The organism is Micromonospora sp. NPDC047521, assembly GCF_055587305.1.
Window position 1 is genome coordinate 1 of record NZ_JBVJGN010000026.1, and the last position, 25,766, is coordinate 25,766.

Here is a 25,766-nt window from a genome sequence, read left to right on the forward strand (position 1 = left end):
CGCCTACGCCCAGTGGGAGCAGCAGGCCACCGACCTCGTGGCCCAGCACTGGAACAGCTGACCCACCGCACGACCCGACCGATGGCCGGCACCCCCACACACGGGGTGCCGGCCATCGGCATGTCCAGCCCAGATCTTGGACAGTTCCCGTCAGCCGTGAACGGAGACTGTCCAAGATTCGGTCGGGACGACGTGGCGGAGCGGCGTGGCAGGCGCGGAGTGATCCGGTCGGCGCGCGGGTACGTACCTTCCGGCGGGGACCGGTGGAGGGACGAGGCATGGCCGCAGTGGGTGACGGCACGGAGGACGGGCACGAGGTAGCGCAGCAACCCGAGCGCGGAACAGTACGACCGGAGCACCAGGCGGCGCACCAGCCGGGGCGCGAAGGGGAGCGCGGACCAGGACAGCGCCCGGAGCGCCAGTTGGCGGCCGAGCCGGGACCCGTTGCGGCACCGGGCCGCCTGTCGGTGGGCGCGCGCCTGCTGGCGGCCGCTGCCGCGATCGTGCTGATCCTCGGCGCCGCGGCGGTGGCCGTCATCATCGCCGACCCGCACCGCCTCGGCCAGGCCTACACGGGCGCCCCCGACGGCAGCCGCCCCGACGGCAGCCGCCCGGACGGTTCGGGTGCCGCGCGGGCCGCCGAGCAGACGATGACCGCGCCGCTCGCCGGGCGGCAGCGGGCCACCTTCGTGCTCGTGGACGGAGTGTCGTCGTTCGACCTGCGGGTGGCGGAGTTGGGCGACGACCTCTACCGGATCAGCAGTGAGGGCGTCGCGGCGCGACCGGAGGTGCGGGGCGAGACCGTACGCCTCGGCCTGGCGGGCACCGGCGCGTCCGGGGTGAAGGCGGTGCGGGTGCTGCTCAACGAGCGGGTCGCGTGGCGTCTCCAGCTGAACGGCGGGGTGAGCGGGCAGGTGGTGGACCTGACGCGGGCCCGGCTGCTGGGTGTGGAACTGGCTGGCGGGTCGAGCCGTACCGAGGTCCTGCTGCCGGTGATCGACGGCACGGTGGTCGTACGGCTGAGCGGCGGTACGAGTCAGCTGGACGTGCGGGTGCCGGGTACGCCTCCGGTCCGGGTGCGGGTCGGCGCGGGCGCGGGTTCGGTGGTGGTGGGCGACGAACTGTGGAACGGTGTGGGCGCGGGTTCGTTGCTGGGCGCGCCCGGCTGGGACCGGTCGACCGACCGGCTCTACCTCGATCTGGTGGCGGGGGCGAACAGCGTGACTGTGGACACCGGCGAAGGCTGATCCGGCGCGGGCGGGCGACGGGAAGCGCCGCTGCCGCGGGTGGGCGTGCGCGTACAGTCGGGCGGTGGAGCGTACCGAATCGATGCTGGCGCAGACCCGACCACCAGGCGTTGCCGACGCCGATCCGGGCAGCGTGCTGCTGCCGGGCCACGACGTGCCGCTCGGGCGCTACACGACGGTGCGCCGGCTGTTGCCGCAGCGTCCCCGCCGCATGGTCGGGGCGTGGTGTTTCGTCGACCACTTCGGCCCGGACGACGTGGCGCAGCGGCCCGGCATGGAGGTGCCGCCGCATCCGCACACCGGCCTGCAGACGGTGACGTGGCTGCTCGACGGCGAGATCATCCACCGGGACAGTCTCGGCAGCGTGCAGGCGATCCGGCCCGGTCAGTTGAACGTGATGACGTCGGGGCAGGGCATCGCCCACTCCGAGCGGTCGCCGGCTGTCCATCCGCCGGTGATGCACGGCGTGCAGCTGTGGGTGGCGCTGCCGGATCCGGCGCGGGCCGGCGCGGCGGCCTTCGCCCACCACGCGGACCTGCCGCGCTGGCGCGACGGCGAGCTGGACGTCACCTTGCTGGTCGGGGAGCTGGCCGGCGAACGGTCACCGGCGGTGGTGCACACCCCGCTGATGGGCGCGCAGCTGGAGCTGGGCGGCACCGCGCCGACCACGCTGCCGTTGCGGCCCGACTTCGAGTACGCGCTGTTGGCGATGTCAGGGTCGGCGGAGGCCGCGGGGGTGGGGTTCGAGCCGGGGGCGCTGCTCTACCTCGGGTCGGGTCGGCGGGAGGTGACCGTGCGCGGTGGGGCGGGGGCACGGCTGCTGCTGTTGGGCGGTACGCCGTTCGACGAGCCGCTGGTGATGTGGTGGAACTTCGTGGGCCGCTCGCACGAGGAGGTGGCTGCCGCCCGGGAGGACTGGATGGCGGGCCGGCGGTTCGGGGTGGTCGCCGACGATCCGGCGCCGCCGCTGCCGGCCCCGGCTCTGCCCACCACCCGCCTCAAGGTCCGTGACCGCACCGGCGGTCTGCACGGCTGAGCGGGGCGTGTGGCAGGCTGCCGCGCGGGTAGTCGCCGGCATGCCGACCACTCTGATCACTCCCGTCGAGGACCGGAAACGTCTGGCCCGCCGGCTCGCCGGCAGCGGGCGGGGCTTCGCCGAGGAGTACGGCTTCCGGGTCACGAACAACCCGGCGAGCCTGTTCCAGGTGCTCTACCTGGCGGTGCTGCTGGCCCGGCGGGGTGACTTCCGGCGGGCGTTGGACGGTGCGCGGGCGTTGCGCGACGCGGGCTGGGACAGCGCCGCCCGGCTGGCCCGTTCGCTGCACGAGGACCGGGTGCGGGTGCTGCGCGACAGCGGTCAGCGTGGCGACGTGGACGCGCTGGCCGCCGTCCTGGGTGATCTGGCGCGTGCGGTCGTCGAGCGGTATCGGGGCGATCTGCGCCGGCTGCGGTCGGTGGCGCACCACGATCCGGCCCGGGAGCGGGCGTTGCTGGCCGACCTGCCCGGCGTCGACGACCAGGTCGTCGACCTGTTCCTGCGGGAGGCGCAGGCGCTGTGGCGGGAGGTCGCACCGGTGGCCGACCGGCGGGCACTGGCCGCTGCGCGGCGGCTCGGGCTGGGTCGTTCCGCCGACGATCTGGCGGGCCTGGCCAGCGGCGAGTCGGAGCGCCTGGCCTGGCTGGTGGGGGCGCTGGCCCGGGTGGAGCTGGAGCACCGGTACGGGGAGCTGACCGGCCGGCCGTGACGTGCGCTGGCCCACAGTTCCGCAAAAACTGACCGTATGGAGGATGTTCTGTCGTATGGTTGTACCCGGCAGTGCTGGCCGCTCGGTTCGAGCGGGCCTCCACCGCCTGGTCGCCGCGATCCGGTTCGGGCGCGGCGCACCGCCTGGGCAGGTTTGGCGCCCCCGGTCGCGGTTCGTGACCAGGGGGCGCCCGCCTGTCCCGGCGATCAGCGGGCCAGGCCCGCCAGCAGGTTCACCGTGACGGCGATGATGAACGCGCCGAACAGGTACGACAGCATCGAGTGCCGCAGGACGGTACGCCGCATCTCGTTGCTCGTCAGGTTCGTGTCGGAGACCTGGAACGTGGTCCCGATGGTGAACGCGACGTACGCGAAGTCGGAGTAGCGCGGCGGTTCGTGCTGGTTGAAGTTCACCCCGCCGTCCGGGCCCGTGTAGTAGATCCGGGCGTACCGGGCGGCGAACACGGTGTGCACCACCAACCAGGACAGCAGCACGCTGAGCACACCCAGTCCGCCGTACAGGTCCCGGGCAAGGCCGGGGGGCGCCGCGTGGGCGCTTGCCACCACCAGCCCCACGGCCAGCAGGCTGGCCGAGCAGGCGACGAGCAGCAGCACGTCGCGGATGGCCCGGTTGGGGTCCTCGTGCACGGCGAGAGCGGCCGTACGGCCCGCGTCCAGTGGCCAGATCTTGAACCACACCAGCACCAGCCAGCTCAGCGCGGCCGCGTCCCACCCGGCGAGCGGGGCGAGCGACGGCGGCAGCACCAGCACGAGGCCGGCACCGACGACGATGCCGACGACCCCCACCAGGGCGAGTTGCACGGCGGCCGGGGTGTGCCCGTCCGGCGGGCGCGACAGCGGGCCGGTGCGGGTCATCCGGGGGCCCCGCGTGCCAGGGTTGGGGCCGTCACCGCCGGGTCAGATGCCGCGCAGGTGCTGCGAGACCCGGTTGTGCGTCTTGTCCCGGGCCTGCGCGGCCCGCTGCGACGGGCCGACCTCGGGGGCCGCCTCGATGCCCGCCGACCGGGCCACCTCGGTGCCGTTGGCGTAGTCCACGGGCGGCAGGGCGCGCAACGCCTTCAGGACGTCCGGCGGGGCGCCCTCGCGTTCGGCCTCGCGGACGACGTCGTCCTTCTCGGCCGGGTAGTCCAGGCTCGACAGGTACTGCAGGACGTCGGCGTAGCTCGCCATGGCAGCGGCTCCCTCGTGGCATCGATGTGGTCACGACCGGCGGCGGTTACCCGCCCGCCGTCGCGTCACGCCCGCCCCGGCGGGAAATCCGGCGCCGTTTCCACCCCGGCGCGGCGGGTACCCGCAGGCGCCGACGCGACCCGAGGAGTACGGATGAACTACGACACCTTCATCGACCAGGTTTCCCAGCGCACGTCGACGTCGTCCGAACGGGCGGTCGAGCTGACCCGGGCGGTGCTGGAGACGTTCGGTGAGCGGCTGACCGGCGGCGAGGTGCTGGACCTGGCGGCGCAGCTGCCGCAGCCGCTGCAACTGGTGCTCAAGCCGAGCCCGAGCACCGAGCAGGCGGACCGGTTCGGTGCGGCCGAGTTCGTGGCGCGGGTCGCGTTGCGGGCCGATGTGCAGGAGCCCGCCGCCCGGGACGCCGTGCGGGCGGTCTTCACGACGCTGCGCGAGGCGATCACCGGTGGGGAGTTCGACGACGTGGCCACCCAGCTGCCCCGCGACTATCGGGGGCTGGTGGAGCAGGCGATGGCCCCCGGTGCGACACTGCGCCGCGCCTGAGGATGGACACACAGCGGTTTACCAGGGCAACCACCGATGTCCCGCTTGGCGCGGCGAATGAGCCTGGCCTAACCTTGTGCGTGCGAGGGGAGTACTTCCCACGAATCATTCCGGTCAGTACGGCGCGCCCGGCGCGCCTCGGGTGATTGCCCACCATGTGGTGGGTGAAGGAGACCTCGAACATGACACGGTGTTCGAGGAGGCCCCATGACCGAAGTGTCGTACCTGTCCGCCGCCAGTGAGCTGTCGTCGGTGGGCACCCCCACGCTCTGGGCGGTGACCATCGCCGGTGTGCTGCTCCTGCTGGTGCTGGATTTCCTTGTCACGCGCCGCCCGCACGAGGTGTCCATGCGGGAGGCGCTCGGCTGGTCCGCGTTCTACATCGCGCTGCCGTTGGCGTTCGGCGGCTGGATCTGGGCGCGCTACGGCTCCCAGCAGGGCGTGGAGTACCTCACCGGCTACCTGGTCGAGAAGTCGCTCTCGGTCGACAACCTCTTCGTCTTCATGCTGCTGCTTGCCGCGTTCGCGGTGCCGGCCGTGCTCGCCCAGCGGGTGCTGCTCTACGGCATCGCCGGCGCGCTGGTGCTGCGGGCGGTCTTCATCGCCCTCGGCGCGGCGGCGTTGCAGACCCTCGACTTCGCGTTCCTGCTCTTCGCGATCATCCTCATCGCCACAGCGGTGAAGCTGCTGCGTGACGCCCTGTCCGGGCACCAGCAGGAAGTCGACATCAACAAGATGCGCTCGGTGAAGCTGCTGCGCAGGATCATGCCAGTGGTCGACGAGTACCACGGCACCAGGATGACCGTCCGGCAGGGCGCGAAGCGGGCACTCACCCCGTTCGCCCTGGTCGTGGTGGCGGTGCTGGCCACCGACGTGGTCTTCGCCGTCGACTCGGTGCCGGCGGTCTACGGCATCACCGAGGACCCGTACCTGGTCTTCGCCACCAACGCGTTCGCCCTGCTCGGCCTGCGGGCGCTCTACTTCGTCCTGCACGCGGCGCTGAGCCGGCTCGTGCACCTCAGCTACGGCCTGGCGATCATCCTGGCGTTCATCGGCCTCAAGCTCGGCCTGCACTGGGCGCACGGCATCTGGGAGAGCGTCCCGCAGATCCCCACCCTGGCCTCGCTCGGCGTGATCATCGGCGTGCTGGTGGTGGTCACCCTGACCAGCCTGCGCGCCACCCGCGGCGGCGTGCCCGAGGACCGCGAGGTCGTGACCGAGCGGCACTGACCGCGCCGCGCCGGGGCAACGAGGGGGTACGCGGGAAAGCTCCCGCCCCGGCCGGCGCGGGTGGTACGACTGTGCAATGGGAATCGTGTCACCGGGCTTTCAGGGCCGGCCCCGATCACAGGAGCCGGCCCTGCCCCCTGGTCAGTACCTGACCGAGGACTTTCCGGTGCTGTCGGCCGGCCCGACTCCACGGGTGTCCCTGGACACCTGGGAGTTCGTCATCGCCGCCGAGAACGGCACCGAGTACCGGTGGTCGTGGCAGGAGCTGATGGCGCTTCCGCAGGAGACGCCGACGGTCGACATCCACTGCGTCACCCACTGGTCCAAGCTCGGCACCACCTGGCAGGGCGTCTCCCTGGACACGCTTCTCGACGGGGTGGACACCGGCGCGCACTTCGCACTCGCGCACTCCTACGGCGGGTACACGACGAACCTGCCGCTGGACGACCTGCGCGGCGGGCGGGCCTGGGTGGCGCACACGTTCGACGGCGCGCCGCTGCCCGCCGAGCACGGCGGCCCGGCGCGTCTGCTGGTGCCGCACCTGTACTTCTGGAAGTCCGCCAAGTGGGTACGCGGCATCCGGCTCAAGACGATGGACGAGCCGGGTTTCTGGGAGACCGCCGGCTACCACGACTACGGCGACCCGTGGCGCGAGCAGCGGTACCAGGGTGACTGAGCGCGCCGTGGCGACCGGCACCCCGGCCCGCGCGCCGATCCGCTGGCAGGTCGGCCGGCTGGTGGAGCGGCGGGTGGAGACACCGACCGCGCAGACGCTGGTGCTGGAGGTGCCGGACTGGTCGGGGCACCTGCCCGGGCAGCACGTCGACCTGCGGTTGACCGCGCCGGACGGCTACCAGGCGGCCCGGTCGTACTCGATCGCCGGGCCGGTGGTGGACGGCCCGGGCGGGCCGCGGATCGAGGTGACCGTCCAGCGGGTGCACGACGGCGAGGTGTCCCCGTACCTGATCGATGTCTTCGGCGAGGGTGACCCGGTGGAGGTCCGCGGACCGCTCGGCGGCTGGTTCATCTGGCGGCCGGAGGAGACCGCGCCGGTGCAGCTGGTCGCCGGCGGCTCCGGCATCGTGCCGCTGATGGCGATGATCCGCGCGCGCCGGGCGACCGGCAGCAAGGTGCCGTTCCGGCTGATCTACTCGGTGCGCACGCCCACCGACGTCATCTACGCCGACGAGCTGCGCCGCCGGGTCCGCGACGACTTCGGCCTGGATGTGGCGTACGTGTACACGCGCGAGGCGCCCGAGGGATGGCGCGGCGAACCGCACCGGATCGGGCTCGCCGACGTGAACACCCACGGCTGGCCGCCGGACCTGCAACCGCTCACCTACGTGTGTGGCCCGACGGCGTTCGTGGAGACCGTGGCCGACCTGCTCGTGGGCTTGGGCCATCCGTCCAGGCAGGTCAAGACCGAACGCTTCGGCCCCACCGGCTGACCGTCCGCCCGAGGCAGCTTCAAGGAGACCCGATGACCGAGATGTCGTACCTGGACGGCAACATGCTCGACGGCCCGATGCGTGAGCTGTTCACCGTCGACCTGAGCACCGCGATGGGCCGCTGCGAGAACTGCGGGATGACCGGCTCGATGGCCAGCCTGCACGTCTACTCGCACGCCCCGGGCCTGGTGGCGCGCTGCCCGTCCTGCGAGGAGGTGATGGTGCGGCTGGTCCGCGGGCCGGACCGGGCCTGGCTGGACATGCGCGGCACCACCTTCCTCCAGGTCCCCATGCCGATGGAGCAGACCCGCCCCGGGCCGCTCTGACCCGAGCTGAGCGCGTCAACCTGCGACGGATTCACCCCGACCACCCGAGCTGTCCCGGCCCGCGAGCGGGACTTCGTCCTCGTCCGAATACTCGGGTGCCTGCCGGCGGGCTCGTCCGTAGGCTCCGACCTCCCGGGCCGGTCGGCCCTCCCGTCCTCGGATCGGAGCTGAGCGCAGCCATGACCAGTCACCTCTTCGCTGTGTGTTTCGGCGCGAACGAACCCCTTGCTGTCGGGCGGTTCTGGTCCGGGATGCTGGGTCGGGAACTGGTCGACGACCCACACCACGGCGTCATGGTGCTGCCGGACGACGACACCGGTTTCCGGCTCCGCTTTCCCCTCATGCCGGAGCCGAAGGTCGTCCAGAACCGGGCACACCTGGAACTGACGAGCGAGTCGCCGGAGCACCAGCGGCAGACGATCGCCAGGGCGCTGGAGCTGGGCGCACGGCACATCGACATCGGTCAGCTCCCCGAGGAGGACCATGTGGTGCTCGCCGACCCCGAGGGCAACGAGTTCTGCGTCCTGGGCCCGGGCAACACGTTCCTGGCCGGCTGCGGGTTCCTCGGTGACCTGTCCTGTGACGGTTCGCGGGCCGTCGGGTACTTCTGGAGCGGGGCTCTCGGGTGGCCGCTCGTCTGGGACCAGGACGAGGAGACCGCGATCCAGTCCCCGCTGGGCGGTCCGAAGATCACCTGGGGTGGCCCGCCGTACATGCCGAACGGGGGCCGGGACCGGGTGACGTTCGACCTCGCCGCCGACGACGACCCGCGGGCGGAGGTCGACCGGCTGCTCTCCCTCGGTGCCGACCGGGTCGGTGACGACCACGACGGTGCGGTGGTGCTGGCCGACCCGGACGGCACCGAGTTCCGGGTGCTGACCCACCCCGGTACCGCCTAGGACGGTGCGCGACCCGTGCGGACGGCGTACGCCCGCCGCATCTTGACGTAGTTGCCGCAGCCGGCCATCGAGCACCACCGGCGGGCCTGGTTGCGGGAGGCGTCGTAGTACGCCCACCGGCACGTGTCGCGGGCGCAGACCTTGAGCCGCCGCCACGAGCCGTCCGCCGCGCACTCACCGATGGCGTCGACCAGGCCGGCGATCGCCTGGTCCAGTGGGGTGTCGCCGACGGCGACCAGCCGGTGGCCGTCGGCGGTGAAGCGCGGCGCGACTGGCGTCGCCGCCAGCGCCTGGTTGAGGCGATCGAGCGCGTCCGGGTCGGCGCGGTGGCCGGCGTGGCCCAGCAGCACCGCGCGCAGGCCCTCGCGGATCGTCACGGCCGCGTCGAGGTCGGCCGGCCCCAGGTGTACGCCGACCGGCAGCAGATGCCGTTCGGCGAACCAGTCGTGCAGCAGGTCGGGGCTGGTCAGGGTCTCGTCGTCGATCTGCGGTTCGTAGGTGTTCACGAAGTCCCGGATCAGCCGGGCGGCAGCCGGCACCGCGACGTCGTCGTCCACCGGCCACCCCCTCGCAGTGACACCACCGTATCGCCTTGACAGGTGTGAAATCGCCTGCGACCGTCGAAGCTACACCGGCGAAGTCGTTTTGCTGGTGTGACATTGTCGGGGAGGGCGGGTCGTGGCTTCCACGCTCAAGGACGTGGCGCGGCTCGCCGGGGTGTCGGTCAAGACGGTCTCCAACGTCGTCAACGGCTACCCCCACGTGAGCGCCGGCGTACGCCACCGGGTCGAGGCCGCCGTCGCCGAGCTGGGCTACCGGCCCAACGCGTTCGCCAGGACCCTGCGGACCGGGCGCGTCGGCGTCCTCGCCCTCGTCCTGCCCGACACCGACCTGCCGTACGCCGACGACCTCACCCGCGAGGTCGTCGACGCGGCCGGACGACGCGGCTACCGGCTCGTCGTCGAGCGGGGGCACGACGAGGAGTCCACGGACACCACCTGCCCGATGCCCGTGGACGGGGTGCTTGTCGGTGCGCCCCGGGCGCTCACCGCCGCCGGCCGTCCCGTCGTGCTGATCGGGGGCGGGAGTCCCGACGGGTCGTGCGACCAGGTGAGCGTCGACGTCGCCGGGGCCGCCGAGGACGCCACCGCCCACCTGCTGCGCACCGGACGCAGGAGGATCGCCGCGATCGGCGCGTATCCCTCGGAGCCCGGCGGTGTGCCGCGGCCCGGCACGGCCGGCTACCACCGGGCGCTGCGCGCGGCCGGGTTGACGCCGCTGCCCGGTCACCAGCTGCCCGCCCGGCACGGCCGCCGGGCCGACGGCTACCGCGCGGCCCGCGACCTGTTCGCCGGCCCGGACCGCCCGGACGCGATCTTCTGCCTCTCCGACCCACTCGCGATCGGCGCGATGCGGGCCGCCTTCGACGCGGGGCTGCGCGTCCCCGCCGACGTCGCGGTGATCGGCGTCGGCGACATCGAGGAGGGGCGCTACTCGCGGCCCACCCTGAGCACGGTCGCCGTCGACACCCGGTTCCTTGCCCGGGAAGCCGTGGCCCGCCTCACCGCCCGGATCGACGAGCCCCACACGGCTGTCGCCGCTGTCGTCGCGCCGCACACGCTGCTCCCCCGGGAGAGCACCGGCGGCCCGGCGACCTGAACGGGGCCACCGCCCGCACCGGCCGGTTGCACAACGGCCGTGCGGTCGGTCAGAGTGGTCGGCCGTGAGATACCTGCGTACCGGTGGTCCCGCCGCGATCCGGCGGCCCCGACCCACCGACGTCGAGGAGTTCGTCGCCGCCGCGCGGCGCAGTCGGAGCCTGCACCACCCGTGGCTCGTCGCGCCGGGCAGCCCCGAGGAGTACGACCGCTACCTGGCCAAGATCCGTCGTCGGGACAACGCCGGTTACCTGATCTGCGACCGGGCCACCGGAGCGATCGCCGGCTACGTGAACATCAGCGGAATCGTGCTCGGCGCGCTGCGCGGCGGCTACCTCGGCTACGCGGCGTTCGCGCCGTACAGCGGCACCGGGCACGCCTCGGCGGGCATCGCGCTGGTGATCGACCACGCGTTCACCGCCGTCGGGCTGCACCGGCTGGAGGCGAACATCCAACCGGGCAACGAGCCGTCCCGCCGGGTGGCCCGCAATCTCGGCTTCCGGTTGGAGGGCTTCTCGCCGGACTACCTGTTCATCGACGGCGCGTGGCGCGACCACGAGCGGTGGGCCATCACCGCGCCGGACCGGGGTGCCGGCGACACGACGACGTAACGGCATCCGTCGATCGGTCGGGGCACTCGGGGTTTCGTGGCTCGATTACTCTCGGACAGGTGACGGTGACGGTCGAGCATGGCAACGAGCCGTGGCCCGTCCGCATCCGTGGCCCCCGGGGCGAGGTGCTGGGCGCGGGCATGCTGATCGACGAGCGTCAGATCCTGACCTGCGCCCACGTCGTCGCCGGCGCGTCGGACGACCCGCACACCGCGCCGACCGGGCCGATCGGCGTCGACCTGGTCGGCCAGCCCGGTTCACCGCACACGTCCGCGCGTGTCCTACCGGACTGCTGGGTGCCACCCACCGACGAGGGCGGCGGCGACGTCGCCCTGCTGGAGTTGTCGCGACCGATGTCGCCCGGCCCGTACGCGCCGCTGCGCCGGATGCGACTGTGGGACCGGCACGTGGTGGTCCGCGGCTTTCCGGACACTCTGGAGCAGGGCCTGTACGTGCGGGCGCGGCTCGCCGGCCCGTCGGGCACCAGACAGGAACGGGTCCAGATGGACACCGCCACCACCGGCCCGCAGATCAGCCCCGGTTTCAGCGGCGCCGCGGTGGTCGACGACATCACCAGGACTGTCGTCGGGATGGTGGTCAGCACGTACCGGGACAGCCACGACGCGCCTCCGGTGGGCGCCGGCGCCTCCCCGGCCAGCGGCCTGTCCTGGATGATCCCGGTCGAGACGATCCTGCACCACCTGCCCCGGCTCGGCGACCTGGTCCCCGGTACGCCCTCGGTCGACCGGGGCTTCCTGGCGGCCAACCACCTCCCGGTGGACCCGGCGGTCGCCCGGCAGATCACCGACCTGTTCACGCGGCAGCTCGACGCCAACGTGCTGATCGTGGTCACCGTCCACTCGGAGTCCGCGTCGGCGGCGGCGGTACGCCGGGCCGCGGTGCGCTCCAGCCGGGAGCTGCGCCCCACCGCAGCGCCCACAGTGGCGGACGACCGCGCCGACGTGCCTCCGGTGGGCAGCATCGACCTGGCGGTCGACGTCACGGGCCGAGCGACCGAGGCGGTGTCCCAGCGCATCGCCGAGTGGACCGGCGCCGCCGACGACGCTTCCGGCGGACACGCCGCCGCACTGCCGCCACGATCGTCCATCATCGACAACATCGACGAGGCCGGCGATCCCGAGACGCTGCTCTCCGACGTCGTGATGCCCCTTGTCGACCAGGCCGCCACCCGGGACCTGCGGGTGCTGCTGACCTTCCGGGGCGAGGCCCTCGGGTTGCGCCTCGCCCTGCTCGCGCGCCGCGTCGCCACTCTCGCGGCCACCGAGGCCGCCGCCGAGAGGGCGTACCGCGCGGTGGCCCCGCTTGTCGCCGACCCGCCGCCGGTGCCGTCGCGCGCGACCAGGCTCCGCATTCGCCTCACCGCGCTGCGCGCGATGGCCGACCCGTCGGCGCGTGCCGACCGGGTCGCGTCTACCGAACGCGCCATCGACCGCGCGGTACGCGAGGCCGAGGCGGTCCGGCGACGGCTCGTCGCGATGGAGGCTGACTGGTCCGAGCTGCGCGGCCGCCTCGACGGTTTCCTCGCCATGGCCGTCGACCACGGCCTCGACGAGGACGCCGCGCTGAGCCCGCTCTACCGCCGGGCGTACGAGCAGCTCACCGGCGGGGCCTGCGACCTGACGGCCGCCGCGGCGGCCGTGCACCGGTACGCCGACGCCGTCCGGCACGGGGTCGGGGTCCGCAGCGCAGGGGGTGTGTCGTGACGTCGTGCACCCGGACGCCGGGCTGCGCCGGCACCGTCGACGACACCGGTTACTGCGACGTCTGTGGCCTGGCGCCGCTGCCCGCCGCCGGCCCGGGCGGGGCCACGGCGTCGACGGTGATCCCCCTGGCGAGCACCCGGGACAACTGGACGGTCGCCAGCCTCGTCTCCCTGCCAGTGCTGGCCTTCTCGACCGACGGGGACGCGACGCGACCGCCACGGGTGCCGGAGGAGGCCCGTTTCTGCCCCGGCCCGGGTCGGCACCCGGTCGGTCGCAGCCGGGGCGGCCGGCCCGGTCTGGACAGAGGCTTCTGCCCGCGCTGCCGGACACCGTTCAGCTTCCTGCCCGGCCTGGGCCCCGGTGACCTCGTCGCCGACCGCTACGAGGTGGTCCGCTGCCTGGCGCGCGGCGGCCAGGGGTGGGTCTACCTGGCCCGCGACACCCACCAGGACAATCTGGAGGTCGCACTGAAGGGGGTGCTGCACGCCAACGACGAGGCAGCCCTCGCCGCCGCCATCCAGGAGCGGCAGTTCCTCAACACGCTTGACCACCCGAACATCGTGCGCAGCACCGACTTCGCCACCCACGACGACCCGGTCGCCGGGCCGACCGGCTACATCGTGATGGACTATCTCGACGGCATGTCGCTGCGCCGGCTGCTGGTGGTCGCGGGGGACCCCCGGCAGCCCGACGTCGCGCTCCCGCTGGACCACATCCTCGCGTACGGCCACGAGATCCTCGCCGCACTGGACTACCTGCACCGGCGCGGGCTGCTGTACACCGACATGAAGCCCGACAACGTGATGCGCACGGCCGACCGCCTCAAGGTGATCGACCTGGGTGGGGTCCGCCGCAGCGACGGCACGTACGACAACCTCGTCGGGTCCGCCGACTTCCTGGTCAGCATCGAGGAACTCCGGGCACGGGGCGCCACACCCCGTTCCGACCTGCTCGCGCTCGGCCGGACACTGGCGGAGCTGTTCGAGCACCGTACGCCCGGACCGGACACCCCCGGGGCGGCGGCCGACGCACTCGGCGTCGAGTCGTTCCGCCGGCTCGTCGCACGGGCCGTGCACCCGCAGTGGGACAGGCGGTTCGCCTCGGCGACCGAGATGTCGGAGCAGCTGCTCGGGGTGCTGCGCGAGATCCTGGCCGGCCAGCCGGACCGGCGGCAACCCGAGCCGGTGTCGCTGTTCCAGCCGTCCGCGCAACTGCTCGACGCCGGCCTCGGGCTGGTGCCGCCGTTGCACACCTGGGTCGACGGCCCCGACACCACGCTGCTCGACGACGGCCGTCCCGCCGCCCACGTGGTGGCCCTCGGCCTGCCCACGCCTCGGCCCGACCCGGATGATCCGGCCGCCGACGACCTCGCCGCCGTCGGCGCACCGGACGCCCGCAGCCTGCTCGCCAAACTCGCCACGGTGGGCCAGGTGTCGGTGGAGGTCGAACTCGGTCGCTGCCGGGCGTACCTGGCGTTGGACGACCGCCGGTCGGCGGCTGAGGCGTTGTCCGAGGCGGGGATGATCCTCGGCGAGCGGGCCGAGGCGGACTGGCGGATCGCCTGGCACCAGGCGCTGCTGGCGCTCACCGACGACCGGATCGCCGAGGCGCGGCGGCAGTTCGACGCGGTGTACGGCGACATCCCTGGTGAGATCGCCCCGAAACTCGGGCTGGGCTACTGCGCGGAGCGGGCCGGCGACGCCGTTCTGGCCTCCCGCTTCTACGCGGCGGTGTGGCGGCGCGACCCGTTCCAGGCAAGTGCCGCGTTCGGGTTGGCGCGGCTGCGGCTCGCGGCGACCGACCGCGTCGGGGCTGTCGCCATCCTCGACGAGGTCCCGCCGCTGTCCCGACACCACGACGCGGCAGGGGTCGCAGCGGTGCGCGTGCTGTCCTCCCGGCTGGCCGGTGGGCCGCCCACCGCGGCCGAGCTGGAGCAGGCCGTCGGACGGCTGGCGACGCTGCACCTGGACGGCGGCGAACGGCAGGGCGAGTCCCGGGACCGACTGACCACGGCGATCCGGGAGATGGCACTGGAGTTGCTGCGCTCGGGCGCCGCCGGTGCGCTGGCCGCGAGCCCGGTGCTGGGCGAGCCGCCTACCGAACGCGCGGTGCGCGTCCTGCTGGAGCGCTCGTACCGGGCGCTGGGGCAGCAGGCGCACCGCCCCGACGACCACGACGTGCTCATCGACCGGGCGAACGCGGTCCGGCCCCGCACCCGATGGTGACCGAGACGACGACCCGGAACGGAGCGTGAATCGGTGGACGCCGGCATGGAGTTCAGTCTTCAGGTCAGCCAGAACAAGTACCTGCCGGCGAACGGCCGCGAGATGCACGCCATCCTCTCGGTGGTCGGGGAGTCGTCGGGTCCCGAGGCGGTCGGGCCGGCCCGGGCGGACCCGCGCCGGCTCGTCGAGGTGCTGGTGATCGACTGCTCCGGCTCGATGGCGAACCCGCCGACGAAGATCGCGGCGGCGCGGCGGGCCACCGCCGCCGCCATCGACGTGCTGCCCGACGGTGTCCGGTTCGCGGTGGTCGAGGGGACCGAGCGGGCCCGGATGGTCTTCCCCTCGGAGTCCAGGCTGATGACCGCGTCGGCGGAGACCAGGGCGCAGGCCCAGGCGGCGGTGTCCCGGCTCAGCCCGGGAGGTGGCACGGCGATGGGCAGTTGGCTGGCCGCCGCCCGGGACCTGCTGCCGGACGATCCGTCGGCGATCTGCCACGTGCTGCTGCTGACCGACGGCATCAACCAGCACGAGACACCGCAGGAGCTGGAGCGGGTGCTCGACACGTGCGCCGGCCGGTTCGTCTGCGACGCCAGGGGCATCGGCGACGGGTGGCATCCCCGGGACCTGTTGCGGATCGCCGGCGTGCTGCGCGGCACCGCCGAGGCGGTGCGCCGCCCGGCCGAACTGGAGGCGGGGTTCCGGGCGACCATCGACGCCGCGCTGGGCAAACTGCTGCCCGACCTGCGGATCCGGGTGCAGACCATGCCGTACTCGACGGTCGCCTTCGTCAAACAGGCCAGCCCCACCCTCACCGACCTCACCGGGTACGCCGACACGGTCGACGGCCGGACGGTCGAGGTCGCCACCGGGTCCTGGGGTGCGGAGCGGCGGGACTACCACCTCTGCCTCACCGTCGACCCCTCGGTGGCGCACCTGGAGGAGGACCAGATGGCAGCCCGGGTCACCCTGCTCGTCGAGGGGGAGGTCCGGGCCGGCCCCGCCCCCGTCCTCGTGCACTGGACGGACGACCTGGTCAAGTCGTCCCGCCTCGATCCCCGTGTCTCCCACGTGACCGGGCAGGAGGAGGTGCGTCAGGCCATCAACGCGGGCTGCGACGCGTACGACCGGGGGGATCGGGTCGAGGCCCACGCCCAGTGGACGCGGGCGGTGGAACTGGCCCGGCTGGCCCACGACGACAAGGCGCTGGAGCAGCTGCGGTACCTGGTGGACCTGGAGCCCGACGGTCTGGTCCGGCTCAAACCCAACCTGAGCAGGGTCGACGTCAACGTCAGCCTGCTGTTCTCCAGCCAGACCGTGCACGCGACGGGCGCACCCGAGCCGGTCCCGGTGGCACCGGTTGGGGAGGACCGGCTGTGCGCCGCGTGTGGACACCTGTCGCCGCCGGACGCGGTGTACTGCGAGCAGTGCGACGCCGTCCTGGACGACCCGGGCCGGGACGGCGAGAAGGTGACGTGACAGTCGTGAGCCCTCTCGGACAGCGGCGGGTCAGCACCACCCGTCGTACCCTGCTGCGGCTGCGGGCGGCGCTGCTCGCGGCCACGGCCGTCGCCCTGGCCGCCTGCCTGGCGGTGTTCCTCGGTGTCGCCCGCACCGCCGACGCGGCGGCCGAGGGGTCGGTGCCGGCGATCCTCGCCGTCCACGACGCGCAGCACGCGCTGCGCAGCGCGCACGCGGCGGCGGTGCGCAACCTGACCGACGGTGGGCTGCTCCTCGGCGGCCCGGGGGTGGACTACCAACGCCAGATCGCCGGCGCCGGGCAGTACCTGACCCTGGTGGCCGAGAGCAACGCCGCCGGGGACGACGGCACCCGCGACATCCAGACGGTCGAGGCGCTGCTTGTCACGTACACAGGTCTGATCGGGCGGGCCGACGCCAGCTACCGCGACGCCAGCCTGCCGGCCGGCGGCGCCGCGTGGCTGCGGGACGCGGCGAGCCTCATGGACGACATCCTGGGTCTGCTCGACGACCTGCTGGCCAAGCAGGTGTCCGTCCTGGACGAGCAGCGGGACAACGGCTGGACGCACCGGCTGACCCCGGCCGTGTGGCTGCTGCCGCTTCTCGTCCTCGGCGCGTTGCTGGTGCCGACGCAGATCTACCTGTCGCGCCGCTTCCGTCGGGCGGTGAACGTGCCTCTCCTGCTGGCCAGCGTGGCGACGCTGGGGATGGTCGCGCTCACCTCGCTGAGCCTGCGCTCGGTGGCGGATCTCGACCAGGTCCGCCGCGACGTGGCGGCGGTGCAGGAGAGCCGGCAGGGGCAGCTCCTCCAGGTACGTCGGGAGGCCGCCGACGGGCTCGCCGAGGAGGTGCGCAGGCAGTGCCCGGACGGGTGCGACCGTACGGTGGCGGGTCTGCGCGCCAGCGCCGCGCCCCAGCCGCCGTCCGCGTCGGCGGCCCCCGCGCCGCCGCGCGCCGCGCAGACCACACTGACCCACGCCGCCCGCGCCGCGGACAGCAACTCCGTCGAGTTCGTCCTGCCCCTGCTGGCGCTCGGCATCGCGGTGCTCATTCTCGCGGGGTTCCAGCCCCGCCTGGCCGAATACGGATACCGGTCGACATGAGACATCGCAGACACCGCTCGTGGACGGCGCTGGCGCTGGTCACCGTGCTGCTGGCCGGCACCGGCCTGAGTGGGTGCTCCGGCGACGGGCCGGCCGGCGAGGTGACAGTCCTCGCCTCGTGGACCGGCGCGGAGCGGGCCGCCTTCGACGCCGTCCTGCGCGGCTTCGAAGCCGAGAGCGGCATCCACGTCGACTACCAGGGTCACCGCGACGTCAGCCAGGTGCTCCAGGCCGGCATCGAGCGTGGCCGCCCGCCCGACATCGCCGTCCTGCCCCGCCTCAACGACGTGCAGCGCTACGTCAACGAGGACCAGCTGCGTCCGCTCGACGAGATCGTCGAGGGCGACGCGGGCGCCGCCGCGCAGGTGATCCGTCTCGCCCGCAAGACCGAACCGGTCGGCCCGCAACGGGCCTACGCGGTCGCCGTCGCCACCCATCTCAAGAGCATCTTCTGGTACGAGCCGGGTGCGCTGACCGCTGCGGGCTACCGGCAGCCGCCGGCGACCTGGGCCGAGCTGGTCACCCAGAGTCGGAAGGTGGCGGCCGGGGGCCGGGTGCCGTGGTGCCTGGGGATGAGTTCACCGCCGGTGTCCGGCTGGCCGGGCACCGACTGGATCGAGGACATCCTGCTGCACCAGTCGGGGCAGGAGGCGTACGAGCGGTGGACCCGGGGTGAGCTGTCCTGGCGTACGGGGCCGGTGCGCGACGCCTGGGTGGCGTGGGGTGACCTGCTGGGGGTGTCGTCGTCCCCGGGGGCGGCGCGGGCGAGTCTCTTCACCACGTGGGCGGACGCGGGCAGCGCTCTGCTCACCGCGCCGCCGGGGTGCTACCTCGACCACCAGGCGTCGTTCGTGCTGCGTACCTACCGCGACGCGATGCCCGACGGGGGTGGCCGGGTCGACTTCTTCCCGACGCCGCCGGTCGGTCCGTCGGACACGTCGTCGCTGCAGGAGGTGTCCGACGACATCGCGGCCATGTTCCGGGACACCGGGCCCGCCCGGGATCTCATGGCGTACCTGGCGTCCGAGCCGGCGCAGCGGATCTGGCGGGAGTCCAGCGACGGGTTGTTCTTCAGCAGGCGCGCGCGGGCGGGCGACGACGCCGACCCGGTCGCCGCCAGGGTCGCGGGCCGGCTGGGCACCGGGACGCTGTGCCGGGACGGATCGGATCTGCTGCCGACGGCGATGGCCACCGCCTTCGAGCGGGCCGTCCTCGTCTACCTCCAGGACCCGGGCCGCCTGGACGCGCTGCTCGCCGAACTCGACGCCGTCCGACGCTCGGTGCCTCTGACGGAGTACATGGATCTGGGCTGCGAACCGGCAGCGCCCTCGACCGACTGACAAGGATGACACGATGACCGAACTGCGCAGGTTCGACCTCGACGGTGGCGGCTCGGTGGTGGTGGAGGTCGACGGCCGACCCGGTGTGACGCACGCCGGCGCCGCCGGCAAGGTCGTCCGGGAGGCACGCGAGACGTTCGACCGGGCGCTTACCGAGGTCCGCGACGCCGCCTCCGTCGCCCTGGGTCAGTTTCAGTCGATGGCGCACCGTCCCGACGAGGTCGAGATCACCTTTGGGGTGCAGTTGACCGCCGAGGCCGGCGCGGTGATCGCCCGGACCGGCGTGCAGGGCCAGCTGACGGTCACGGTGCGCTGGCAGCGGTCGCCGGACGCCAAGGGTTCCTAAACGCGCTTCACCCGGACCGGGTGATGACGCTCCGGATCCATCCTCCTACGGTGGGTTCATGGCTGCCGTGCGTGCGACCCCTGCCGATCCCACCCCTGGCCTGTTCGTCGCGGATCCGGACAGCGGCGACCAGCGGGCCCTACCGCCGGAGCTGGGCCCCGACTCCCTCGCCGTGCTCAGCGGCCCCACGTTCCTGTACTCCAACGCCACCGGGGACGTGCCGCCGGGCAGCATCGGCGGGCTCGTGCACCTGGACACCCGCCTGATCAGCGGCTGGAGCCTGACCGTCAACGGCGGTGCGCTGCTGGTCCTGCGTGCCGAGACCATCGACCACTACTCGGCGCAGTACGTGCTCACCAACCCGGAGCTGCCCGGGCTGCCGCCGAACAGTCTGGGCCTGCGGCGGCTGCGCTACGTCGGCGACGGCTTCCACGAGCGCGTGGAGCTGGTCTCGTTCCGGCTGGAGCCGGTCCGGGTGGAGCTGCGACTGGCCGTCGACGTGGACTTCGCCGACCTGTTCGAGGTCAAGTCGGTGGTCCGGGACCGCTCCGCCGAGATCACCCGGCACCACGCCGCCGACGGCTCCGAGCTGTGCTTCTCCTACCGGCGCGGTGACTTCTCGGCGCAGACCCGGGTGTGCTGCGGGACGCCGGCGGACCGCGTCGAGGGCGACGAGCTGGTCTGGGAGCTGGACCTGAGCCCCCGCCAGGAGTGGCAGCTCGACCTGCACGTGCCGTTGCCGTCCGGGATGGGGGTGGTGGAGCCGGTCCGGGGTGACATCGCCGACGTCGTCCACGGTCGGGCCGACGACCCACTGCGCCGGTGGGCGGAGGACAGGGCGGTGCTGCGCAGCGACAACGCGCCGTTGGAACGCACCGTACGCCAGTCCCGCGACGACCTGGCGGCACTGCGGCTGGACCTGGAGGTCAGGGGCCAGCGGATTCTGCTGCCCGGCGCCGGACTGCCCTGGTTTCTCACCGTCTTCGGTCGGGACACGTTGATCACCGCGTACCAGACGCTCGTCGCCGGGCCCGCGCTGGCGAAGGGCGCCCTGCTGGCCCTGGCCCGCCTCCAGGGCGAGACGTGCGACGACTTCACCGACGAGGAGCCCGGCAAGATCCTGCACGAGGTACGCAGTGGCGAGCTGACCCGCAGTGGCGAGAAACCGTACGGGCCGAACTACGGCAGTGCCGACGCCACCCAGCTCTGGCTGATCCTGCTCTCCGAGTACTGGCGGTGGACCGGCGACGACGAGACCGTCCGGCACCTGCGGGACAACGCGCTGGCGGCGTTGCGCTGGATCGACGACTACGGCGATCGGGACGGCGACGGCTACGTCGAGTACGCCACCCGCTCGCCGGAGGGCCTGGGCAACCAGTGCTGGCGGGACTCCCCGGACGGGGTGTGCTTCGCCGACGGCAGGATCCCCGTGCTGCCGCTGGCCACCTGCGACCTGCAGGGCTACACCTACGACGCCAAACTGCGACTGGCCGAGTTGTTCGACGGGCCGTTGGGCAACCCCACCCTGGCGCGCCGGCTGCGCGACGAGGCGAACACCCTGCACGAGCGGTTCAACCGGGACTTCTGGATCGACGAGCGCGGCGGCTACTACGCGGTCGCGCTGGACGGCGACAAGAACCGGGTCGATTCCATGACGTCGAACATGGGTCACCTGCTGTGGAGCGGGATCGTGCCGTCGGAGCGGGCCGACGCGGTGGTGCGCCACCTCATGTCGCCCGAGATGTTCTCCGGTTGGGGCATCCGCACGCTGTCGCGGGAGGAGCGGCTCTACAACGCCCTCGGGTACCACCTGGGCACGGTCTGGCCGCACGACAACTCGATCGCCGCGCTGGGCCTGGCCCGGTACGGCTACCGGGCCGAGTCGAACCGGATCAGCCTGGCGATGTTCGAGGCGGCCGAGCAGTTCGGCCACCGGCTGCCGGAGGCCCTTAGCGGTTTCGACAGGGAACGGCTGCTGTTCGCCGTGCCGTACCCGACGGCGTGCAGCCCGCAGGCGTGGGCGGCCGGCACTCCGCTCGCCCTGATCCGCGCCATGCTCGGCGTCAACCCGGTCGACGGGCGGCTCGTGCTCGACCCGGACATCCCGGAGAACCTGGGGCGGATCAGCGCCTCGCGGGTGCGCGCGTTCGGCGAAGAGTGGGAGGTGGAGGCGGTGGGCCGCCGCGGCCACGTACGCCTCCAGGCGAGCTGACGTTTGTCCGGGGCCTCGACGGGAAACGGCCCGCAATGACGAAACCTCGTGTGGTGATCGTGGGGGCCGGGTTCGCCGGTTACCACGCGGCGAAGACGTTGAGCCGGATCGCCCGGGACCGGGCCGAGATCGTGGTGCTGAACTCCACCGACTACTTCCTGTACCTGCCGCTGCTGCCGGAGGTGGCCGCCGGGGTGGTCGAGCCCCGGCGGATCGCCGTGCCCCTGACCGGGACGCTCAAGGGCGTACGGGTGGTGATCGGCGAGGCGGACCACGTCGACCTGCAGAACCGGTGGGTGGGCTTCACGCAGCCGGAGGGGGAGAAGAACCGGCTGGCGTACGACCGGCTGGTGCTCGCCGTGGGCAGTGTGAACAAGCTGCTGCCCATCCCCGGGGTCACCGAGTACGCGCACGGCTTCCGGGGGCTGCCCGAGGCGGTCTACCTGCACGACCACATCGTCCGGCAGGTTGAGCTGGCCGAGCAGGCCGAGGACCCGGCCGAGCAGTTGGCCCGGTCGACGTTCGTGGTGGTCGGCGCGGGCTACACGGGCACCGAGGTCGCCGCGCACGGGCAGTTGTTCACCGACGCGCTGCACGCCCAGCGGCCCCGGCTGACCGTGCGCCCCCGCTGGATGCTGCTCGACGTCGCCCCCCGGGTGCTGCCGGAGCTGGACAGGCGGATGTCGGAGACCTCGCACAAGGTGCTCAACCGGCGGGGCGTGGACGTCCGGATGGGGACCTCGGTGGCGGAGGCGACCTGCGACGGGGTGAAGCTCACCGACGGCGAGTACGTGCCGACCTGCACCCTCGTCTGGTGTGTCGGGGTGCGTCCCGACCCGTTCGTCAACGAGCTGGGTCTGCGTACCGACCGGGGCCGCTTGGTCACCGACGAGTTCCTCAACGTCCCCGGCTACCCGGAGGTGTTCGCCTGCGGCGACGCGGCCGCGGTGCCGGACCTCACCAACCCGGGTCAGGTCTGCGGGATGACGGCCCAGCACGCGCAGCGGCAGGGCAAGCTCGCCGCGCACAACATCGCCGCGTCGTACGGTTTCGGCAGGCGCAAGCCGTACAAGCACCACGACCTGGGTTGGGTCGTCGACCTGGGCGGCAAGGACGCGGCGGCGAACCCGCTGCACGTCAACCTGGCCGGGTTGCCCGCCAAGGCGGTGACCCGGGCGTACCACCTGATGGCGATGCCGGGAAACCGCACACGCGTGGGCGCCGACTGGGTGCTGGACGCCGCGTTGACCCGGTCGGCGGTCCAGTTGGGCCTGGTGCCGGCGAACGCGGTCCCGTTGGAGAGCACGTCACCCGAGGTCGCGGCCCGGGGCCGCTGAGCGGCCCGGGCGGTCCGGGCGGTCCGGTCCTTCCGGGACGGCTGGGCGGGGTGCGGTCCGGCGCAGCCGGGTCGGCCCGTACTCGCGCAGCAGGGTCTGCACGATGCCGGCTGCGGGGATGGCCAGCAACGCGCCGAGCAGGCCGGCCAGCTCCGCCGCGAGCAGCACGCTGACCAGCACGGTCAGCGGGTTGAGCCGGACCGCGCGGGACAGGATGAGCGGCTGGAGCAGGTGGTTCTCGACCTGTTGGTAGACCACGAAGAAGACAAGCACGATCACGCCGGCGGTGGGGGAGTGCAGGAACCCGGCGCCGGCCGCGATCACCGCGCCGAGGGTGGCGCCGACCAGCGGGATCAGGTCGGTCACCGCCACCAGCAGGGCGATCACCGCGGCGAACGGCACGCCGGTGAGGGCCAGCACCAGGTAGGTCAACCCGCCGCAGATCACGCTGATCAGCAGGTTGCCGGTGAGGTAGCCGGTCACGGTCCGCGACACGGCGCGCCCCACCCGACGCAGCCGCTCGCCCTCACCGTCCCCGGCCGCCGCGAGCACGCCGCCGGTGATCCGCGGCGCTTCCAACACCATGAGGTACGCCAGCACGACGACGGTGACCAGCCCGGCGACCGTCTCCACGATGCCACGCAGCACCCCGACCGCGGGTTGGCGCAGCCGGGTGCCGAGGTCGCGCAACTGGTCGGAGTGCGCGGAGGCGTACCGGCGGGCACCGGTGCGCTCCAGCAGCTGCCCCAGCGGTCCCCGGCCGGCGCGGGCGTCGCGCAGCAGCTCAGGAGCCCGGTCGGCGAACCGGCCCAACTCGTCCAGCAGCGGCACCAGGATGACAGTGGCCACGGCGGACACGACAACGAGCGCGGCGAGGAACACCAGCAGCGTGGCGAGCGCCCGGCGCCGCACGAGTCGGCGTTGCACCGCATCGACGAGGGGCTTGAGCGCGACGGCGAAGAAGGCCGCCACCACGACCCACACCAGCACCCGGCGGGTCGCGTACACGAAGGCCAGCGCGAACGCCGTCGCCAGCACCAGACCGATCACGATCAGGGTCCGGCGGGCGGTCACCCGTACGTCGGCGTCGCTCACCCGCCGGGCCTTCCCCGCGCACGCCGTCGGAAACCCGGCACCACCCCTGATTGCGGACGGTCGGTCGGCGCGTGTCGTCGTCGCCGACGGGGCGGGCGCCCGCGACGAACGTGTCGAGCGCGGCGCCGTGCAGCAGACCGCCGGGCACCGGATCGCGCAGGGCGGCCACGGCGAGCCTGCCGACCGGCAGCCCGCCGGGGCGGGGCGTCGCGGCGAGCACCAGGTTGCCGTAGCGGCGGCCACGCAGCATCCGCCGGTCGCCGAGCACGCACACGTCGCCGAAGACCGCCCGCAGGACCGCCACCTGCACGCGGGTGCCGACAAGCGGCGGCAGGTCCGTGACGTTCACCAGGTAGAGGCCGTCCGGGCGCAGGGTCCGCGCCACCTCGGCCGCGAACTCGACGGTACGGACGTGCCGGGGCATCCGGGCCGCCCGGTAGATGTCGGCGATCACCAGGTCGTAGCTGCCGGCCGGGGCCGTGGTGACCGCCTCCCTGGCGTCGGCGACCTCCACCCGCACCTCGGGCGGCGGTGGTGGCAGCTCCCGGGCGACCAGTTCGACCACCGCCGCGTCCCGTTCGACGACCCGTTGCGCCGAGCCGGGCCGGGTCGCCGCCAGCCAGCGGGGCAGCGTCAACGCGCCGCCACCGAGGTGCAGGACGTCCAGCGGGACGCCGCGCGGGGCCGCCAGCTCCGCCGCGGCGGCGATCCGCCGGACGTACTCGAAGTGCAGGTGCCGCGGGTCCTCGACGTCCACGTACGACTGCTCGACGCCTGCCGAGAGCAGCGTCCGCCCGGTCCGGCGGACCGGATCGGTCACCAGTTCCAGCCGGTCGGCGGCGCGATTCATGACCGGCACGCTAGCCGAGCGGGCCGGCGGAGCGGGTCGTGCCCCGCGTCCGCCGGCCGTCGTCCGCGCCGGTGGCCGGTCAGCCGGCCATCCCGGCGCCCACCTCGTCGATCGCGTCGTCGATCCGGTGGGCGAGGTCCACGTCGAGTGCCGTCACCCCGTCGGCCTGGCTGGTCCGTACGGTAAGCACGGCAGCCGTGCCGCCGGGGCGCCCGATGCTCGGGCCGCGCCCGGTCTCCTGACGCAGCCGGTCGAGCCGGTCGAGCACCCGGTCCAGGTTGTCCGGCGGCAAGGCGACCACGCGGTACAGGCCGCCGCTGTCACCGGCCCAGTACGGCAGGTCGTCGAGCGCCGCCTGGAGCTGGTCCGCGTCCAGCGTGGGCGTGGTGGTGGAGGCGCCCACGAGACCGCCGCCGGCCTCCGGCGGGTTCAGCAGCTCGCGCAGCCCGTCCGGTACGTGCAGCGACTCGACGAGGTCGCCGTCCTGGTCGGCGAGCGCCGTGAGCGTCGCCTCCGCCTGGTAGCGGGCCTGCTCCGGCGTACGGCCGCTGATCCGGCCCACCTCGGCCAGGAAGCCGGGCAGGTCGCGGTGCCGCTCGATGCCGTCGACCGGCAGGACGTCGTGCAGCGAGTTCGGGACCGCGGCGAGCAGTCGCTGCCGCTCGGCGGCCTCCAGGGCGAAGGCCAGGACCAGCACTGTCGCCTCGGCGCCGACCTTGGCCGTCTGGAAGTCCACACCGGCCCGGCGTCCGACCTCACCGACGAGGTCCTGGTAGCCCACGCTGCTCACTCCGGCCCCACCGGCCGGCGGGGACGGTTGCGGTCGCGGATTGTCAGGGGTTCCGAGCGCCGGCGGGGCGGGCCCACCGCGCGTGGAGTCCTGCTTGTGCCGGCCGGCCGGCGGTGGCCCGGCTCTCTTGCTCTGGTCGAGACTGCTGACCTGCTTGGAGGCGCTCAGACTGGCGCCGAACTCGCTGGGCTGGCGACCCTGTTCGCGGGCCTGCCGGGCCAGTGCCCGGCGCCGCTGGTTGTCGCCCTCCATCTGCTTGCGCATGGCGTGACACCCCTTCCGCTGGGGATCGTGACTGCCGCCCGTCGCCTTCCCGCCGTCCCGGGAGCCGAAACGGACGCTGCCGGGTG

At 73.3% G+C, this 25,766-nt stretch carries 24 protein-coding genes and 1 pseudogene; 19 read left to right on the forward strand and 6 right to left on the reverse strand.

Translation table 11 applies throughout. The features are described from left to right. The first annotated feature begins 278 nt into the window (after positions 1–278). From ACZ6N8_RS30545 to ACZ6N8_RS30555, 3 genes are all read left to right on the forward strand, one after another. Complete coding sequence (locus ACZ6N8_RS30545) at positions 279–1,247, forward strand: hypothetical protein (RefSeq protein WP_466014450.1); 969 nt, start codon at positions 279–281, stop codon at positions 1,245–1,247. 64 nt (positions 1,248–1,311) lie between these two features. Then, on the forward strand, positions 1,312–2,283 hold the full coding sequence (locus tag ACZ6N8_RS30550) for a pirin family protein (RefSeq protein WP_466014452.1): 972 nt from the start codon (positions 1,312–1,314) through the stop codon (positions 2,281–2,283). Between the two features lie 40 nt (positions 2,284–2,323). Next, a complete protein-coding gene (locus ACZ6N8_RS30555; RefSeq protein ID WP_466014454.1) occupies positions 2,324–2,992 on the forward strand; it encodes a hypothetical protein in 669 nt (222 codons plus the stop codon). A gap of 206 nt (positions 2,993–3,198) precedes the next feature. On the opposite strand, the gene ACZ6N8_RS30560 is transcribed toward ACZ6N8_RS30555, so the two are convergent. After that, entirely contained in the window at positions 3,199–3,867 is a 669-nt protein-coding gene (locus tag ACZ6N8_RS30560; RefSeq protein ID WP_466014456.1) for a DUF1345 domain-containing protein, read from the reverse strand. Positions 3,868–3,909: 42 nt separating this feature from the next. Beyond that, complete coding sequence (locus tag ACZ6N8_RS30565; protein ID WP_357994129.1) at positions 3,910–4,182, reverse strand: DUF2795 domain-containing protein; 273 nt, start codon at positions 4,180–4,182, stop codon at positions 3,910–3,912. A 153-nt stretch (positions 4,183–4,335) separates the two neighbouring features. On the opposite strand from ACZ6N8_RS30565, the gene ACZ6N8_RS30570 reads away from it, so the two are divergent. From ACZ6N8_RS30570 to ACZ6N8_RS30595, 6 genes are all read left to right on the forward strand, one after another. Continuing rightward, entirely contained in the window at positions 4,336–4,746 is a 411-nt protein-coding gene (locus ACZ6N8_RS30570) for a DUF2267 domain-containing protein (RefSeq protein ID WP_364365886.1), read from the forward strand. Between the two features lie 207 nt (positions 4,747–4,953). Continuing rightward, positions 4,954–5,976, forward strand: a complete 1,023-nt coding sequence (locus ACZ6N8_RS30575) for a TerC/Alx family metal homeostasis membrane protein (protein WP_466014458.1) — start codon at positions 4,954–4,956, stop codon at positions 5,974–5,976. Between the two features lie 76 nt (positions 5,977–6,052). Continuing rightward, the gene (locus ACZ6N8_RS30580) at positions 6,053–6,652 is read left to right on the forward strand and encodes a sulfite oxidase-like oxidoreductase (protein WP_466014460.1); all 600 of its coding nucleotides are present in this window, start codon (positions 6,053–6,055) and stop codon (positions 6,650–6,652) included. 7 nt (positions 6,653–6,659) lie between these two features. Next, positions 6,660–7,424 carry a ferredoxin reductase gene (locus ACZ6N8_RS30585; RefSeq protein WP_466014519.1) on the forward strand — a complete coding sequence of 255 codons (765 nt, stop codon included), beginning with the start codon at positions 6,660–6,662 and terminating at the stop codon, positions 7,422–7,424. A gap of 32 nt (positions 7,425–7,456) precedes the next feature. Further along, positions 7,457–7,750, forward strand: a complete 294-nt coding sequence (locus ACZ6N8_RS30590) for a DUF6510 family protein (protein ID WP_354823089.1) — start codon at positions 7,457–7,459, stop codon at positions 7,748–7,750. Between the two features lie 179 nt (positions 7,751–7,929). Next, positions 7,930–8,649 carry a VOC family protein gene (locus ACZ6N8_RS30595; protein WP_466014462.1) on the forward strand — a complete coding sequence of 240 codons (720 nt, stop codon included), beginning with the start codon at positions 7,930–7,932 and terminating at the stop codon, positions 8,647–8,649. On the opposite strand, the gene ACZ6N8_RS30600 is transcribed toward ACZ6N8_RS30595, so the two are convergent. Beyond that, positions 8,646–9,206 carry a CGNR zinc finger domain-containing protein gene (locus ACZ6N8_RS30600; RefSeq protein WP_466014464.1) on the reverse strand — a complete coding sequence of 187 codons (561 nt, stop codon included), beginning with the start codon at positions 9,204–9,206 and terminating at the stop codon, positions 8,646–8,648. The two genes, ACZ6N8_RS30595 and ACZ6N8_RS30600, sit on opposite strands and share 4 nt — an antisense overlap. A 121-nt stretch (positions 9,207–9,327) precedes the next feature. On the opposite strand from ACZ6N8_RS30600, the gene ACZ6N8_RS30605 reads away from it, so the two are divergent. The 10 genes from ACZ6N8_RS30605 (at position 9,328) to ACZ6N8_RS30650 (ending at position 22,681) form a co-directional block, all read left to right on the forward strand. Next, entirely contained in the window at positions 9,328–10,308 is a 981-nt protein-coding gene (locus ACZ6N8_RS30605) for a LacI family DNA-binding transcriptional regulator (protein WP_466014466.1), read from the forward strand. A gap of 64 nt (positions 10,309–10,372) precedes the next feature. Next, positions 10,373–10,918: a GNAT family N-acetyltransferase gene (locus ACZ6N8_RS30610; protein ID WP_466014468.1), complete on the forward strand. Its 546-nt coding sequence runs from the start codon at positions 10,373–10,375 to the stop codon at positions 10,916–10,918. 59 nt (positions 10,919–10,977) lie between these two features. Beyond that, complete coding sequence (locus ACZ6N8_RS30615; RefSeq protein ID WP_466014470.1) at positions 10,978–12,642, forward strand: S1 family peptidase; 1,665 nt, start codon at positions 10,978–10,980, stop codon at positions 12,640–12,642. Next, positions 12,639–14,867: a serine/threonine-protein kinase gene (locus ACZ6N8_RS30620; protein WP_466014472.1), complete on the forward strand. Its 2,229-nt coding sequence runs from the start codon at positions 12,639–12,641 to the stop codon at positions 14,865–14,867. Before ACZ6N8_RS30615 ends, ACZ6N8_RS30620 begins: the two co-directional genes overlap by 4 nt. Positions 14,868–14,912: 45 nt before the next feature. Further along, positions 14,913–16,343, forward strand: a complete 1,431-nt coding sequence (locus ACZ6N8_RS30625) for a vWA domain-containing protein (RefSeq protein ID WP_466014474.1) — start codon at positions 14,913–14,915, stop codon at positions 16,341–16,343. A gap of 5 nt (positions 16,344–16,348) precedes the next feature. After that, positions 16,349–17,446 (forward strand): hypothetical protein, encoded by a 1,098-nt coding sequence (locus ACZ6N8_RS30630; protein WP_466014476.1) that lies wholly within the window; start codon positions 16,349–16,351, stop codon positions 17,444–17,446. Further along, positions 17,443–18,786 (forward strand): ABC transporter substrate-binding protein, encoded by a 1,344-nt coding sequence (locus ACZ6N8_RS30635; protein WP_466014478.1) that lies wholly within the window; start codon positions 17,443–17,445, stop codon positions 18,784–18,786. Before ACZ6N8_RS30630 ends, ACZ6N8_RS30635 begins: the two co-directional genes overlap by 4 nt. Positions 18,787–18,799: 13 nt before the next feature. Then, a complete protein-coding gene (locus tag ACZ6N8_RS30640) occupies positions 18,800–19,132 on the forward strand; it encodes a CU044_2847 family protein (RefSeq protein ID WP_466014480.1) in 333 nt (110 codons plus the stop codon). A gap of 58 nt (positions 19,133–19,190) precedes the next feature. Continuing rightward, a complete protein-coding gene (locus ACZ6N8_RS30645; RefSeq protein ID WP_466014482.1) occupies positions 19,191–21,344 on the forward strand; it encodes an amylo-alpha-1,6-glucosidase in 2,154 nt (717 codons plus the stop codon). A gap of 35 nt (positions 21,345–21,379) precedes the next feature. Further along, complete coding sequence (locus ACZ6N8_RS30650) at positions 21,380–22,681, forward strand: NAD(P)/FAD-dependent oxidoreductase (protein WP_364365845.1); 1,302 nt, start codon at positions 21,380–21,382, stop codon at positions 22,679–22,681. On the opposite strand, the gene ACZ6N8_RS30655 is transcribed toward ACZ6N8_RS30650, so the two are convergent. The 3 genes and pseudogenes from ACZ6N8_RS30655 to ACZ6N8_RS30665 form a co-directional block, all read right to left on the reverse strand. Further along, entirely contained in the window at positions 22,652–23,776 is a 1,125-nt protein-coding gene (locus ACZ6N8_RS30655; protein WP_466014484.1) for an AI-2E family transporter, read from the reverse strand. The two genes, ACZ6N8_RS30650 and ACZ6N8_RS30655, sit on opposite strands and share 30 nt — an antisense overlap. A 73-nt stretch (positions 23,777–23,849) precedes the next feature. Then, positions 23,850–24,626: pseudogene (locus ACZ6N8_RS30660) on the reverse strand (spermidine synthase); the annotation flags it as partial. A gap of 79 nt (positions 24,627–24,705) precedes the next feature. Continuing rightward, positions 24,706–25,680 carry a DUF2267 domain-containing protein gene (locus ACZ6N8_RS30665; RefSeq protein WP_466014486.1) on the reverse strand — a complete coding sequence of 325 codons (975 nt, stop codon included), beginning with the start codon at positions 25,678–25,680 and terminating at the stop codon, positions 24,706–24,708. Between the last annotated feature and the right edge of the window lie 86 nt (positions 25,681–25,766).